Raw genomic sequence first — 13,495 nt, 5'->3', positions numbered from 1 at the left:
AAACACACAAAGGCGGTAGGTAATTAAGCCGACCACGGAACCGGGATGTCAAAAGGAGGACCGCATATGAATTGCTTGCTAAGACGAATGCCGGGCTCCTGTTTGCGCCCGTCGGCGTGATCAGGAGACAGCGACTTACTTCTCTTACGCTTATTACTTTTGTTCGATCAAGGAGATCACCATGAGCCAGTTTATCAACAACCCTGAGCACACCTTTGGTTTCGATACCCTGCAGCTGCACGTTGGCCAGGAGAGCGCCGATCCCGCATCCGACTCCCGCGCCGTGCCTATCTACCAGACCACGAGCTATGTGTTCCGCAACTCCCAGCACGCCGCCGACCGCTTTGGTCTTGCCGACGCCGGTAACATCTACGGCCGTCTGACCAACTCCACCCAGGGCGTCTTTGAGGACCGTATCGCCGCACTCGAGGGTGGCGTGGCAGGTCTTGCCGTCGCCTCCGGCGCTGCTGCCATCACCTATACCCTGCAGGCCCTTGCCCAGGCCGGTGACCACGTGGTGGCTCAGAAGACCATCTACGGTGGCTCCTACAACCTGCTGGAGCATACGCTCTCCCAGTTTGGCGTCGAGACCACGTTTGTCGATGCCCATAACCTGGAAGAGGTTGAGGGTGCCATCAAGGACAACACCACGGTCATCTATCTCGAGACGCTCGGCAACCCCAACTCCGATATCCCCAACATCGACGCGATCTCCGAGATCGCCAAGAAGCACGGTCTGCCGGTTGTTGTCGACAACACCTTCGGCACCCCGTATCTGTTCCGTCCGCTGGAGCATGGTGCCAACATCGTCGTTCATTCCGCAACCAAGTTCATCGGCGGCCACGGCACCTCGCTGGGCGGCGTGATCGTCGACGGCGGTAACTTCGATTGGAAGGCGAGCGGAAAGTACGCGCAGATCGCCGAGCCCAACCCCTCCTACCATGGTGTTTCGTTTGCCGAGGCTGCCGGCCCCGCCGCCTTCGCGACCTATGTCCGCGCCATTCTGCTGCGTGACGAGGGCGCCTGCATTAGCCCGTTTAACGCCTGGGTTCTGCTTCAGGGCACCGAGACCCTGTCGCTGCGCGTCGACCGCCATGTCGAGAACACCAAGAAGGTCGTTGAGTTCCTGGCTGGTGACAGCCACGTCGCCAAGGTGAACCACCCGAGCCTGCCTGAGCACCCCGATCATGAGCTTTACAAGCAGTATTTCCCCAACGGCGGTGCCTCGATCTTCACCTTCGAGATCAAGGGCGGCCAGGAGGCTGCATGGAAGTTCATCGACCACTTGCAGGTGTTCTCGCTGCTCGCCAACGTGGCCGACGTCAAGTCGCTCGTCGTACACCCGGCTACGACTACGCACTCTCAGCTCTCTGCCGAGGAGCTCGCCGAGCAGAACATCACGCCCTCCACGATCCGTCTTTCCATCGGTACCGAGAACGCCGAGGATATCATTTGGGATTTGAAGCAGGCCTTCGCCGCGCTGGACGAGTAAGGCGACTTGTGCAAGGACCCCTTGCGACTCGATAGGTATAACTGCATAAAATGCCTGCTCAAGGCGCCTGTGCGAACAATGGTTGCACAGGCGCCTTTTTTGCATAGAGAGGGTGCAAAAACAGGGTTTTTGACACGCTTTATGCATTCGAGTTGTGGAAAACTCCTGTTGAGCGGATGTGAGTTTTACGCAAATGACGTGCGCCTTTTGAGTAAAACCGCAGGTCGCGATTTGCTCGGGGTACTATGCAGCGCGATCGAATCACACGCAGCTCAAACGCAGCAAAAACGCACTACGGAGGTTTCCAGCTACATGAGGATCGATTCACGAAAACCGAAAGCCGCCGCCCTTTCCGCCGCTCTGACCGTGGCACTTTTGGCGGGCGCCGGCGCAACTGATGCCCACGCGGCAACACTATCCGATACGGTTGGACCTACGCCGTCCGAAGCGACGCTGGTGCAGCCCGTCGACTACCGCAGCGACGGTTATGGCTCTATGCAGGAGTGGAACGCCTCAATGGAGGCCAAGCGCGATTCCCTGGAGATGCGCGCTCAGATCATCATGAACATGTACGGTGACTATGCCACCGATGACGAGCGCGCTGTGCTGCAGGGTTGCATCGACGGCGCGGATAGCCTGTTGACGATGGGGGAGGTCGACGCCAAGTCGACCGAGCTCGATGAGCTGCGCATTGCGCTTGAGGATGCCAAGCGCGAAGCGCTCGAGGCTGCCGCCGAGGCGGAGGCTGCCGAGGTCGCCCAGGCTTCGTACTACAACGCCGGTTACACTCCGTCCTACGCGTCTGCCGCGTCCTACGCGAACGGGTCGGGCCTGACGCGCTCTGCGGGTGTCAATAACTACAACGGGCGCCGCGAGACCTATTACAGCAGCAATGTGCTTTATCACTATCGCACGGGCGAATGGACTCAGGATTCTGAGGGCTTCTGGCGCGATTCCGACGGCTATTACGTTGTTGCCGCGGGCGATATGGCCCAGGGCTCGACCTTTACGGGCTCCAAGGGTGATTGCAAGGTCTATGACTCCGGCTGCGCTGCCGGAACCACCGACTACTACACCGGTTGGTAATTTTTCTGCATCACGGATATTTGGCGGACGGGCGTCTTTACCGAGCTTTAGGGCAACGTAAGGACGTCCGTTCTATGTATGCGTTTGAGTTAACAGAGCCCTTACCGTGGCGGTACGCTGGGCGTATGGATGCGGGGCACACTGGTTCTTGAGAAATAAGGTCTTTCTCTTGGAGGAAGTGGTCTTGTGAATGCTCGAGATATTGCCGTTGCCGCCGTCGCGTTGATGCTTGGCTGCCTTGGTCCTACGGCCGCGCTCGTCGCGGGCATGCAGGGGACATGCGGGGCTGCTCCTATCGTGGCCGGCGCGCTGATCGCGGCCACACTGCTGGGAAGCGCCGGTGTTGTCCTTTGTCGCGACGATGAGGACGAGGTGCCGGGGTCGCAACGCTAACTGTTGTGAGATCGGCCGCCGGTCATAGACGAAGATGAAGGCCGCCGCAGGGGGAAAGGTTCCCTTGCGGCGGTTTTGCTGTTAAGGCTGTTGAATGCGGCGCGTTGGCACTACCAGCTTTTCTCGATATCGCGGATGCGCCGATAGAGCCACTCGTTTTGCGGCGCCTGGATATCGTGTTTGGCTGCGAGGCGGCAGATGGTGCCCGCGAACTCATCAACCTCGGTTTTGCGCCTCGCGATGCGGTCCTGCGCCATCGAGGGCATACCGGCGGGGTCGATTCCCTCGATGAGGTGCACCATTTGCGTCAGGTCTGCCTCGGTCAGCTCAACGCCCTCGGCGTTGGCGACCGCAAGCGTTTCGCGCATGGCGGAAACAAAGCAGCGACGCTGCTCGGAGCCCGGCTCCGTGGCGCTTCCGTAGGTCCCGCCGTAGGCCATGCAGGTCTGGTTGATGCCGTCGTTGAGCATGAGTTTGGCCCACATGCGGTGGGCGATGTCGTCCTCGACGGTATGGGCGATGCCGCAGCGCGTATAGAGCTCGTCGATAGCGGCGACGGTCGCGGGGTCGGTGCCGGCGGCTGCACCAAAGCGGATTTCGCCCGCATTGGTAAAGGTGAGCGCGCCGTCGAGGAATACGGCGTCCATGCCCTGGCAGATACCCAGGACGGTATGCTCCCAGCCAAAGCGTTCGGCAATCTTTTGCTCGCTCGTAATGCCGTTGCACAGCGAGGCGATGAGCGTGTTGGGTCCCACGACACGTTCCATAGTCTTGAGTGCTTGGTCGAGACCCGTCGTCTTGACCGTCAGGATGACCAGATCGGCGGGCGTTGCCTCGCTGGCGCGGACGGACGTGAGATCGCAGGGCTTGCCGTTGACGGTGAGCGCGTCGTTCACATGGCGCTCAAAACGGGCGTCGTCCATGACGTATTCGACGGCATCGTTGCCGAGTGCCTGGGCGATCATGCTGCCGTAGAGTAGCCCGACGCCGCCCTTGCCGATAAAGGCGACCTTGTTGATCTGCATATGAATCATCTCCTCACAAAAAGGCGCCCGCGTGCGGGGCGCCTGATGGATTTATGCCGCTGGGGCGTGTAGCGTGCACCGGAGGCTGAATTTAGAAGAACAAACGCATGGGAACTTATGCCGTGGGGCAGATGGCAAAAACGCGGGCGGGGTATCCGACGCCATCGCGGACCTTGGGGAAGGTGCAGAAGATGACGGCACCCGTGGCGGGAAGCTCGTCCAGATGGTCCATGACTTCGATCTGATAGCGGTCGACCGAGAGGATGTATTGCTCGCCGGGGTAGGGGTAGGCGTCCTCGCGCGTGGTCACCGACGCGGGGTCGGTGTCTGCCGGTTCGTGACCGATGGCGCCGATGTTGCGCTCTTCTACAAGCCATTTGATGGCGTCGAGATCCCAGCCGGGGTAGTGGGGCCGGCCGTCCTTGTCCTTGTTTTCGAGGTCGGCGAGCTTGGACCAGTCAGAGCGGAAGGCGACGAAAGCGTCCTCGGGAATACGACCGTGCTCGTCCTCCCAGGCTTTGAGGTCCTTGATGGTCAGGATAAAGTCGGGATTTGCGGCGCACTCCTCGTGCTTGTCGATCACGCAGAGCGGATGCATAAACTCGATGGGTTCAATCTCTCCAAGGGAACGACCCTCAACATGGAAATGCCGCGGTGCGTCGACATGCGTGCCGTACTGCGAAGCGACCGAATACTGGAAGCAACGCATGGGCGCGAGCATATCTTCGGGCGTGTCGGGCAGGTAGTCGAAGAGCTTGGTGGACTCAAACGGCTTAAAGCCAAGCCAGTGCGGGGTGTCGCACGAGAGCGTGTGGGTGAGGTCGACCCAGCGATAATCGGTGCTTTTGAGCTGGGATGCGAGGTTCCAAAGGTCGAGCGCGGGCATGGGCGACTCCTTTCATCGAGCTTTTTGCTGATGTTAAAGCGGTGCCGTGACAGCTCGATTTCTGCTGCGTTACGATACGTTCTCGATTGCGATTCCGATGTGTTTCGATGACGTGACGGGTTTGTTTCGCCCTGTCAGGACTTCGATGGGGGGGAGGGGCCGTGCAATATCGCGTTGACCCCAAAAGCGGCAACCGTATCTCGGCGTTGGGGCTGGGCTGCATGAGGTTTCCCGGTGCGCCGGGACGCCCGGATGCGAAGACCGCCGACGCCATCATCTCCCGTGCGGTGGAGCAGGGGATTAACTACCTGGACACGGCCTATCTCTATCCCGGCAACGAGGCGTGCGTGGGTGCGTCGCTTGAGCGCCTGGGCTTGCGCGACCAGGTTTTGCTCGCAACCAAGCTGCCGCATGCTTCGTGCAAATGCGCGGAGGATTTCGATCGGTTCTTCGACGAGCAACTGCGCCGCCTACGGACCGACCATATCGACTATTACCTCATGCACAACATTACCTCGCCCGCCCAGTGGGAACGTGTGGTGGCGTTGGGCATCGAGGACTGGATCGCGCGTCAAAAGGCGGCGGGGCGTATTCGCCAGATCGGTTTTTCATACCACGGCAGCGCGGCGGATTTCCTGACGATGCTCGATGCATATGAGTGGGACTTTTGCCAGATCCAGTACAATTACGCTGGAGAGCGATATCAGGCGGGAACGGCGGGGCTCATGGCCGCCGCCGAGCGAGGCCTCGCGGTGTTTGTGATGGAGCCGCTGCTGGGCGGGCGTTTAGCGGGCAAACTGCCGCCACGGGCTCGTGCTGTGTTCGATAGTGCCCGTGACCCGCATTTGCGCACTCCTGCCGCCTGGGGTCTTTCGTGGGTGTGGAATCGTCCTCAGGTGACGATGCTGCTTTCGGGTATGACCGATACCGCGCAGGTGGATGAGAACGCGGTGTTGGCCGATCGGGCCCTGCCGGATTCGATGACAGCTACTCAGCTCGATGCCATCGCGCACGTGCTGACGGAGTTTGAAAAATCGAATCGCGTGCCCTGCACGGGATGCGGCTATTGCATGCCGTGCCCTAAAGGCATCAATATCCCTGGATGTTTTGCCGCCTACAACGCAAGCTATGCGCACAGCTGGTTTACGGGTCTATCGCAGTACTTTACGGCGAGCGCGGTGCGCACAAGCGAGGCCAAGCTGGTGAGCAATTGCGTCAAGTGCGGCAAATGCGCGCGCCACTGCCCACAGCATATCGATATCCCCGAGCGTCTCGATGACGTGCGCCGACGTTTCCAGCCTGGCCCCGTAACGGTCATGCTTAAAGTCTTCAGCAAAACTCGCTCCTCATGACCCTTTTATATCTTGTGATGGAATAGTTCCTGTTTGCGGCAGAATAGGGCGATAGCAGGAATTATTTCGCCGCAACTGATGGGAGGCTATCGTGGGTGACCGAGGTTTACGTAATGATTCGCGTGAGGTTCGTTGGGGCATTTTGGGCGCTGGGCACATTTCTCATCGATTTGCATCGTCGCTCAAGAAGGTCGACGGGGCACGGCTGGTGGCTGCGGCCGGCCGCACTCCTGCACATGTCGAGGAATTTTCCCGAGCGTTTTCGATCGATGCCGCGCATAGCCATGCCTCGGCCGATGATAACGGCGATGCGGCTTATGACGCGCTGATTGCCGACCCCGATGTCGACGCAATCTACTTGGCGCTTCCGCATGGCATGCATACGCGTTGGGCCTGTCGCGCGCTGCGCGCCGGAAAGACCGTGCTGTGCGAAAAGCCGGCCGTTTTGAGTGAGGAAGAGGCTCTCTCGATTGCCTCCACCTCTCGCGAGTGCGGCGTGCTGTTTATGGAGGCGATGAAGAATCGGTTCTGCCCGATGCGCACTCGCGTGAAGGACTTGCTTGCGTCGGGTGAGCTTGGCCGTATTGTCTCGATTGAAAGCGTGCAAAAGCTCGATTACGGCGAGCCTCCTTCGGGCTATCTGCTTGATCCGCTGCAGGGCGGCTGTCTATATGACATGGGCTGTTATGCGGTCGGTTGGTTTGAGGATTTGCTCGCGGGCGCGTGCGAGGTTTCGTCCCGTGAAGTTCGCTGGCGTGACGTATCAGGCGGCCGTGTCGATTGGGCCGACGAGATCCATATGAGCGTCGGAGGTATACCCATTCATATGGTGTGCGACGGCAAAGCAGCATATGAAAGCCGCTTAACGATTGCCTGTGAGCGGGGCTCGTTGGAAATCGAGCGTCTCCATCGCCCCGAGCTCGCCCATGTGAAGTACTCCGACGGTCGAGTACTCGAAATCGATGCACCATTTGAGGTCGATGATTTTTACGGTGAGATATCGCATGCGACGCAGCTCATTCAGGCGGGGAAACTCGAAAGCCCCATCATGTCCCTAGCCGCCACACAGCGCTGTGCGCACATCATCGATGCGATTCGTTTGAAACTTTAGGGCGTGGGGGCATGGCGCCAGCACTTGGAATGCCTGGCGGCCTTTGCCCCTGATGCCCCTTTTATAACTTGCGGTGGAATACGGTCTGTTTGCGCCAAAATAAGGCACCAATAGACCGTATTTCACCGCAACTGATGAAGAGGGAGTTGGAGATGCTGACGATCGGGTGTCATCTTTCGACGACGAAGGGCTATCGGGCAATGGGGGAGACGGCGCTGTCCATTGGCGCCAATACCTTTGCGTTCTTTACGCGCAACCCGCGCGGTGGCAAGGCAAAAGAACTTGACATGGATGACGTGGCGGCTCTGCGCGAGCTTATGGCGCAAAACGACTTTGGACCGCTGGTGGCGCATGCCCCGTATACCTATAACCCCTGCTCCGCTAAGGAGCGGGCGCGCGAGTTTGCCTTGGAGGCAATGGCCGAGGACTTGCAGCGTCTGGAAGCACTGCCCGGCAACTACTACAACTTCCATCCCGGTGCGCATGTGGGGCAGGGCTCCGACGTCGGCATTCAGATGATTGTCGACACGCTGTGCCAGGTGATGTTTGAGGGGCAGCAGACGACGGTATTACTCGAGACCATGGCAGGAAAGGGCACCGAGGTGGGCCGTAGCTTTGAAGAACTGGCGTGCATTATCGAGGGCGTTGCCGCCAAGCGCCCAGAGCTGTCCGATAAGCTGGGCGTTTGTTTGGACACCTGCCATGTGAGCGATGCCGGCTACGACATCATCCATGATCTGGACGACGTACTCGACGAGTTCGACCGCGTGGTGGGTATCGATCGCTTGCATGCCGTACACATCAACGATTCGAAGAACCCTTGTGGCGCCCATAAAGATCGTCACGAGTGCATCGGCAAGGGATACCTTGGCAGCGAGGAATTTGGTGGCGGTATGCAGGTTATGCAGAATATTGTATCGAATGGCCGTTTGCGTTCGCTGCCGTTTATTTTGGAGACTCCGAACGAACTTGCAGGTTATGCAGCTGAAATTAGACTATTAAGGTCATTGCAGCAGTAATGACTGTCATAAAGTAGAGTATTCCATTCACGTTATGGGTTTGTTTCAATCAGTTTTCTCGTTGCAGATTCGTAATTCCAGGTGCATAATAGCCAACAGTTTTTGCAGACCTCTGAATCAAACGAGGTCACCGGAAGGAGACTGATTATGAAGCTCAAGAAGCTTGGCGCATTTGCCGCCACGGGTGCCATGGCGCTCGCCCTCGCACTGACGGGCTGCGGCTCGTCCAACGCCACCTCTGGTTCTGATGCCGGTTCCAGCAGCTCTGACGACGCTAAGGTCGAGAAAGTCGACGGCTCCAAGGAGTACGCGCTCGTCAAGGACGGTACGCTGACTGTCGGCACCTCTGCCGAGTACGCTCCGTTTGAGTACAAGGATGACAACGGCGATTTTCAGGGCTTTGACCTTGAGCTCATCAAGGCTATCGGCGACAAGCTGGGCCTGGATGTCGAGTATGTCAACAATGACTTTGACACGCTGGTTCCGGGCGTCGCTTCGGGCGCCAAGTATGACGTTTCCATCGCGGCTATCACCGACACGCCCGAGCGTGAGAAGGAAGTCACTTTCTCTGATTCCTACTACATGGATGATCAGGCTATCGTGACCAAGGTCGATAACACCGACATCACGGCCGATAACTTTAGCGAGAAGCTCAACAATTCCGACGCTACCATCATCGTCCAGTCTGGCTCGACCGCCGAGGCCTTTGCCCAGGAGAACTTCCCCAAGGCCAAGATCGTCCCCTACAAGGACGCCACCGAGTGCTTTAGCGCTCTGCAGTCCGATAAGGGCGACGCCGTAGTTACCAACCGCTCCGTTGCCAGCCAGCTGACCGCCGAGCAGTTCAACACCTGCCAGACCATCAAGCAGATCAGCACCGGCGAGGAGTACGCCATCGCCATCAACCAGGGCAACACCAAGCTCAAGGACGACATTAACCAGGCCATCAAGGACCTGACCGACGACGGTACCGTCGACGCCCTCATGGCTAAGTACAATATCAAGTAAAATAACTACTTGATTGCGCGCGGGCCCTTTCCGTTTTGCGGAGAGGGCCTTTGCGCTTCTCTTGACGGAGAGCGTTTCCGTCTCGTTTTGCCGGCAACTTCTACGATAGGAGCCACCTTGTCTCGACTGAACAAAGGGGCCGCGGAGCAGCGTTTTCCACTGTCCGCCTTGCTCCAAAAGCTAGCCTGCGTCATGGCCGTGGCGCTCGCGCTGGTGTGCGCGGGGGCATATGCGCCTACGACCGCCCAGGCGCTTGAGACCGCAAAGATTACCGCCCGACCCAACACCGGTTCGGGCAGCGATGTGGTCGGCGGCACCGAGACGCGCATTACCTGGGAAGTTCAGGCCGATGCCGACGAGGAGCTGAGCGGTCTTTCCTTGACGTTTGTCGACGGCACGACGTTTGGTACCGATGACACGCGATTGACGATGCTCTCGGGCGAGGACCTCATGGATCGTACGCCCATGAAGCCCACGTGCAAGGCTGACGGCCAGACGCTCAAGATTGACTTTGGCGAGACGGCGCCTGCCGGCGGCTTTTTCCGTGTCGAGGTTTACGGCGTGACCTTCCCCGTCGAGGGCGGCGATGAGGCCTTTAGCGGCACCTATACGCTCGCCGACGGGTCGACCAAGAAGATCTCCAAGATTCCGTCGGTGGAGATCAAGGGCGTGACGGCCTTCGATAGCTTCTTGGCTGACCTTAAAGAGCAGCCGTGGGTCGAGGCGTGGAACTCCAATATGTTCCTGCGCCTGTTCCTGAACCCGGTCATTTTGGTCCAGAGCCTGCCGATCGTCTTCAAGGGCTTCCTTATGTCGCTCTCGATCGTGCTTGTGGCGTTTCCGCTGGCAATTCCCTTCGGTTTTGCCCTGTCGCTCATGCGCATCTCTAAGTCGCGCATCCTGCGCTGTCTTGCCGGCATCTATGTGAATATCATTCGCGGTACGCCGGCGTTCCTGCAGATCTATATCGCGTTTTTCGGTCTGCCGCTGGCCGGTGTCAAAGTGGACGACTATGTGCTGGGTGTTATCGTCATGGCCATGAACTCGTCTGCGTACTTGTGCGAGATCTTCCGTGCCGGTATTCAGTCGATCCCCAAGGGCCAAAACGAGGCTGCTCGCTCGCTGGGCATGAATGCCTTCCAGACGCTGCTCTATGTCATGATTCCGCAGACGTTCCGCAATGTCCTGCCTACGCTGACCAGCGAGTTTATCTTGCTCTACAAGGACACGTCGCTGCTTGCCGCCGTGGGTGTCGTCGAGATCGTCATGAACGCCCGTACCATTGTGGCCACGACGGGTTCCATTACGCCATATGTGGTTGCCGCGCTGTTCTACCTGGTCATCACCCTGCCGCTTGCTCGCTTGGTGAGCGGTCTTGAGGCGAGGCTTCTGGGGACGGCCGAAACCAAGAAGAAGCGTCCCGCCAAGAGCGCTGGACAGGTCGTCGCGACGCCCGCCGACCACATCGCCGGTCTGTAAGGAGGTCCTATCATGAGCGAAACCAATAACTCGAACGAGGTCGTCGTCAGCATCAAGAACCTCCAGAAGGCCTTCGGCGATAACGTGGTCCTGCGCGACATCGATCTGGATGTGCACAAGGGCGAGGTCGTCGTAGTCCTGGGTCCTTCGGGCTCGGGCAAGTCGACGATGCTTCGCTGCATCAATCGTCTGGAGCATCCCACGAGCGGCTCGATCGTCGTTGAGGGCGTGGACGTTTGCGCCAAGGGCGTCGACCTTAACAAGGTACGTACGCATCTGGGTATGGTGTTCCAGCAGTTCAATTTGTTCCCGCACCTGTCGGTCAAAAAGAACGTCATGCTTGCGCAGCAAAAGGTGCTCAAGCGCAGCAAGGAAGAGGCCGAGAAAATCGCTATCGAGGAGCTGACCAAGGTCGGTCTTGCCGAGCGCATCGACTTTATGCCGAGCCAGCTCTCGGGCGGTCAGCAGCAGCGCGTGGCGATCGCCCGCGCCCTGTCGATGAACCCTCACGTCATGCTCTTTGACGAGGCCACGTCGGCGCTCGACCCCGAGCTGGTTCGCGACGTTCTTGGCGTTATGCGCGATCTTGCACGTGACGGTATGACCATGATCGTCGTGACGCATGAGATGGGCTTTGCCCGCGACGTCGCCGACCGCGTCGTCTTTATGGACGGCGGCGTTATCGTGGAAGAGGGTACGCCGAGCGAGGTCTTCGACCACCCCAAGAGCGAGCGCACCAAGGCGTTCTTGGGAAATATCTCGTAGCGGCGCGTCGAGGTTGTCGATATAACAAACGGGGACCGGATAGTATCCGGCCCCCGTTTTTGTTTGGGCATGAGCGACTGTTGTTGTGCAGTGCACGGCTGTCAGTTGCCTTGCGACTTTCTGACGGCTTCGTTAGGCTAGCTCCGCTCCCAGGGCCCTGCAGGCCGTCTCGCCCTCATCGTCGGGGGCGTCGTAGCAGATGACGGAATCGACGACGTTGACGCCCGCCTCGTCGGCGTCGGCCTTCCAGTTGTCCATCCACTCGCCCTCGGCCCACGAATAGGAGCCAAAGAGGACGACCTTCTTGTCGCCGAGAACCTCCTTGACCTCGTCCCACATCGGCTGGAACTCATCGTACTCGAGTTCCTCGGAGCCCATGGCGGGGCAGCCGAAGGCGAAGGCGTCGTAGTCGGCGGCCCTGTCGGCAGAGAAGTCGGCGCAGGGGATGACCTCAGTCTCGGCACCCGCGGACGTGGCGCCTTCGGCGACGAGGTTTGCCATGGCCTCGGTATTGCCCGTGCCACTCCAATAGACGACGGCGATCTTGCTCATATGTTTTCCTTTCGGTTGTGCGGCGTGCGGCCGCGTTTTGTATGCTCTATCGGGTTGCCTGGACAAGTTGTCCCAGGGTGCAGCCCTGTTGATAGATGTACGTAAGGTATTGCGTGCATGCGCGATAGGAATCGAAGGTCGTGAGCGCCTGCTCAACGTTTGTGTATACCTTCCATGCGCCAAAGACCTTATAGTTTTCGCCGTGCTGGACGATAAACTGATGGACATCTTCGTAGGGATAGCCCAAAAAATAGCCAATTTCGTGGGGGAACTCGCACATGCACCCCGTATCGCAGTGCCTATTTCGCGCGAGTGCGCAGACGCTGCTGTCATAGGCGCTTTCTGCGGCATTGCTGCTTGCCAGCGTGATGCGCGCGGCGAGATGCACCAGGGATGCGGGCAGGTTGTGGACATCGTAACCTTCGGCGGTAAGCGCCGTCGTGGCGCGGGGGTCGGAGAGGTATCGCATGAGGTCCGCAGGGCGGTACACATAGATGAGCGCTCCGCAGGGGCGCCAGACCAAAACGCTCATATGGATCCCGAGTGGCTGGAGCTCGCGGTTGCATTGGGCAATGACCGCGAGCAGGCGAGAGCGTCGCTCTTCGATATGGGCGGCGCCGGGTTTTCCGCCTTGGTTGGCGTAAACGCCGGGATAGGTAAAGAGCGAGGCCGGCTTGATACCTGCGAGCGTAGGGGAGCAGTTGCGCACGACAGCCGTTTGGTATGTTGGGATGTCAATGGTTCGAGTCACGATGCTCCTTTCGGGTCCTCAGTTGTTAGCCTAGGAAAACTTATACACGAAAGTAAGCCAAGGTCAACAAAAAAGTTTGAAGCGGGAAACTAATTGACCGAACCGACACGAGTTTGGAGTAAGATGGGAACACCCCATGGGGGTATAGGTATAAGAGTTTGGAGAAAGGGGATCGCATGGAAGACTTGCTAAACCCTGCAAATATCATCGTGCTTGCCGCGATTGTCGTCGGCATGTTCTTTGGCCTGCGGCGTATTGTCGCTTCGACACACGGAAAGAGCTGCTGCAGCGATGGCACGAGCGGTAAGAAGGCCAAGAAGGTAGTGGTTGCGGATACCGATCCGTCCCACTACCCCTATAGCGATGAGCTGCTCATCGGCGGCATGAGCTGCGATGGCTGCGCTCAGAATGTGGCCAATGCCCTCAATGCGCTGAATGGTGTGTGGGCAACGGTAACGTACGCGGACCACACGGCGCGCGTGCGCTCCAAGCGGCCAATCGATCGCGGTGCTCTCGTGGCGGCCGTGAAGGATGCGGGTTACTACGTCATGACGCTGTAAGCGCCGCCTTGGATGC

General features: G+C 58.9%; 14 protein-coding genes. 10 read left to right on the top strand and 4 right to left on the bottom strand.

Annotated features, from left to right (window positions below; all coding sequences use genetic code 11):
* The first annotated feature begins 181 nt into the window (after window positions 1-181).
* The 3 genes from DW913_RS06710 (at window position 182) to DW913_RS06700 (ending at window position 2,971) form a co-directional block, all read left to right on the top strand.
* Window positions 182-1,492, top strand: coding sequence for an O-acetylhomoserine aminocarboxypropyltransferase/cysteine synthase family protein (locus DW913_RS06710; protein WP_117798022.1), 1,311 nt, complete (start codon window positions 182-184; stop codon window positions 1,490-1,492).
* A 312-nt stretch (window positions 1,493-1,804) separates the two neighbouring features.
* Window positions 1,805-2,578, top strand: a complete 774-nt coding sequence (locus DW913_RS06705; RefSeq protein ID WP_147349639.1) for a hypothetical protein — start codon at window positions 1,805-1,807, stop codon at window positions 2,576-2,578.
* Between the two features lie 186 nt (window positions 2,579-2,764).
* Window positions 2,765-2,971: a hypothetical protein gene (locus DW913_RS06700; RefSeq protein ID WP_117798020.1), complete on the top strand. Its 207-nt coding sequence runs from the start codon at window positions 2,765-2,767 to the stop codon at window positions 2,969-2,971.
* 110 nt (window positions 2,972-3,081) lie between these two features.
* Here the strand turns inward: DW913_RS06700 and DW913_RS06695 are convergent, their stop codons facing one another.
* Together DW913_RS06695 and DW913_RS06690 are read right to left on the bottom strand one after the other, a co-directional pair.
* Window positions 3,082-3,996, bottom strand: a complete 915-nt coding sequence (locus tag DW913_RS06695; RefSeq protein WP_233542025.1) for a ketopantoate reductase family protein — start codon at window positions 3,994-3,996, stop codon at window positions 3,082-3,084.
* Window positions 3,997-4,111: 115 nt separating this feature from the next.
* Complete coding sequence (locus DW913_RS06690; protein ID WP_117798018.1) at window positions 4,112-4,882, bottom strand: cyclase family protein; 771 nt, start codon at window positions 4,880-4,882, stop codon at window positions 4,112-4,114.
* 161 nt (window positions 4,883-5,043) lie between these two features.
* Between DW913_RS06690 and DW913_RS06685 the strand changes: the two genes are divergently transcribed.
* The 6 genes from DW913_RS06685 to DW913_RS06660 all read left to right on the top strand — a co-directional run bounded on the left by DW913_RS06685 (window position 5,044) and on the right by DW913_RS06660 (window position 11,616).
* A complete protein-coding gene (locus DW913_RS06685) occupies window positions 5,044-6,234 on the top strand; it encodes an aldo/keto reductase (RefSeq protein ID WP_117798017.1) in 1,191 nt (396 codons plus the stop codon).
* Between the two features lie 91 nt (window positions 6,235-6,325).
* Window positions 6,326-7,345 carry a Gfo/Idh/MocA family protein gene (locus tag DW913_RS06680; RefSeq protein ID WP_117798016.1) on the top strand — a complete coding sequence of 340 codons (1,020 nt, stop codon included), beginning with the start codon at window positions 6,326-6,328 and terminating at the stop codon, window positions 7,343-7,345.
* Window positions 7,346-7,497: 152 nt separating this feature from the next.
* Complete coding sequence (locus DW913_RS06675; RefSeq protein ID WP_117798015.1) at window positions 7,498-8,364, top strand: deoxyribonuclease IV; 867 nt, start codon at window positions 7,498-7,500, stop codon at window positions 8,362-8,364.
* A gap of 147 nt (window positions 8,365-8,511) precedes the next feature.
* The gene (locus DW913_RS06670) at window positions 8,512-9,372 is read left to right on the top strand and encodes an ABC transporter substrate-binding protein (protein ID WP_117798014.1); all 861 of its coding nucleotides are present in this window, start codon (window positions 8,512-8,514) and stop codon (window positions 9,370-9,372) included.
* Between the two features lie 117 nt (window positions 9,373-9,489).
* The gene (locus DW913_RS06665; protein WP_233542024.1) at window positions 9,490-10,851 is read left to right on the top strand and encodes an ABC transporter permease subunit; all 1,362 of its coding nucleotides are present in this window, start codon (window positions 9,490-9,492) and stop codon (window positions 10,849-10,851) included.
* Window positions 10,852-10,863: 12 nt separating this feature from the next.
* The gene (locus DW913_RS06660; RefSeq protein WP_117629740.1) at window positions 10,864-11,616 is read left to right on the top strand and encodes an amino acid ABC transporter ATP-binding protein; all 753 of its coding nucleotides are present in this window, start codon (window positions 10,864-10,866) and stop codon (window positions 11,614-11,616) included.
* Window positions 11,617-11,748: 132 nt separating this feature from the next.
* Here DW913_RS06660 and DW913_RS06655 read toward each other — a convergent pair whose 3' ends face one another.
* The gene (locus tag DW913_RS06655; RefSeq protein ID WP_117798013.1) at window positions 11,749-12,168 is read right to left on the bottom strand and encodes a flavodoxin; all 420 of its coding nucleotides are present in this window, start codon (window positions 12,166-12,168) and stop codon (window positions 11,749-11,751) included.
* Between the two features lie 46 nt (window positions 12,169-12,214).
* Window positions 12,215-12,919, bottom strand: coding sequence for a DUF3793 family protein (locus tag DW913_RS06650; RefSeq protein ID WP_158551283.1), 705 nt, complete (start codon window positions 12,917-12,919; stop codon window positions 12,215-12,217).
* Between the two features lie 176 nt (window positions 12,920-13,095).
* On the opposite strand from DW913_RS06650, the gene DW913_RS06645 reads away from it, so the two are divergent.
* The gene (locus DW913_RS06645; protein WP_117637468.1) at window positions 13,096-13,479 is read left to right on the top strand and encodes a heavy-metal-associated domain-containing protein; all 384 of its coding nucleotides are present in this window, start codon (window positions 13,096-13,098) and stop codon (window positions 13,477-13,479) included.
* Window positions 13,480-13,495 lie beyond the last annotated feature (16 nt).

This window comes from Collinsella sp. AM42-18AC, from assembly GCF_003467965.1.
GTDB lineage: Bacteria > Actinomycetota > Coriobacteriia > Coriobacteriales > Coriobacteriaceae > Collinsella.
Note: the sequence above shows the minus strand (reverse complement) of the source record. Positions and strands in the feature narration are given on the sequence as shown.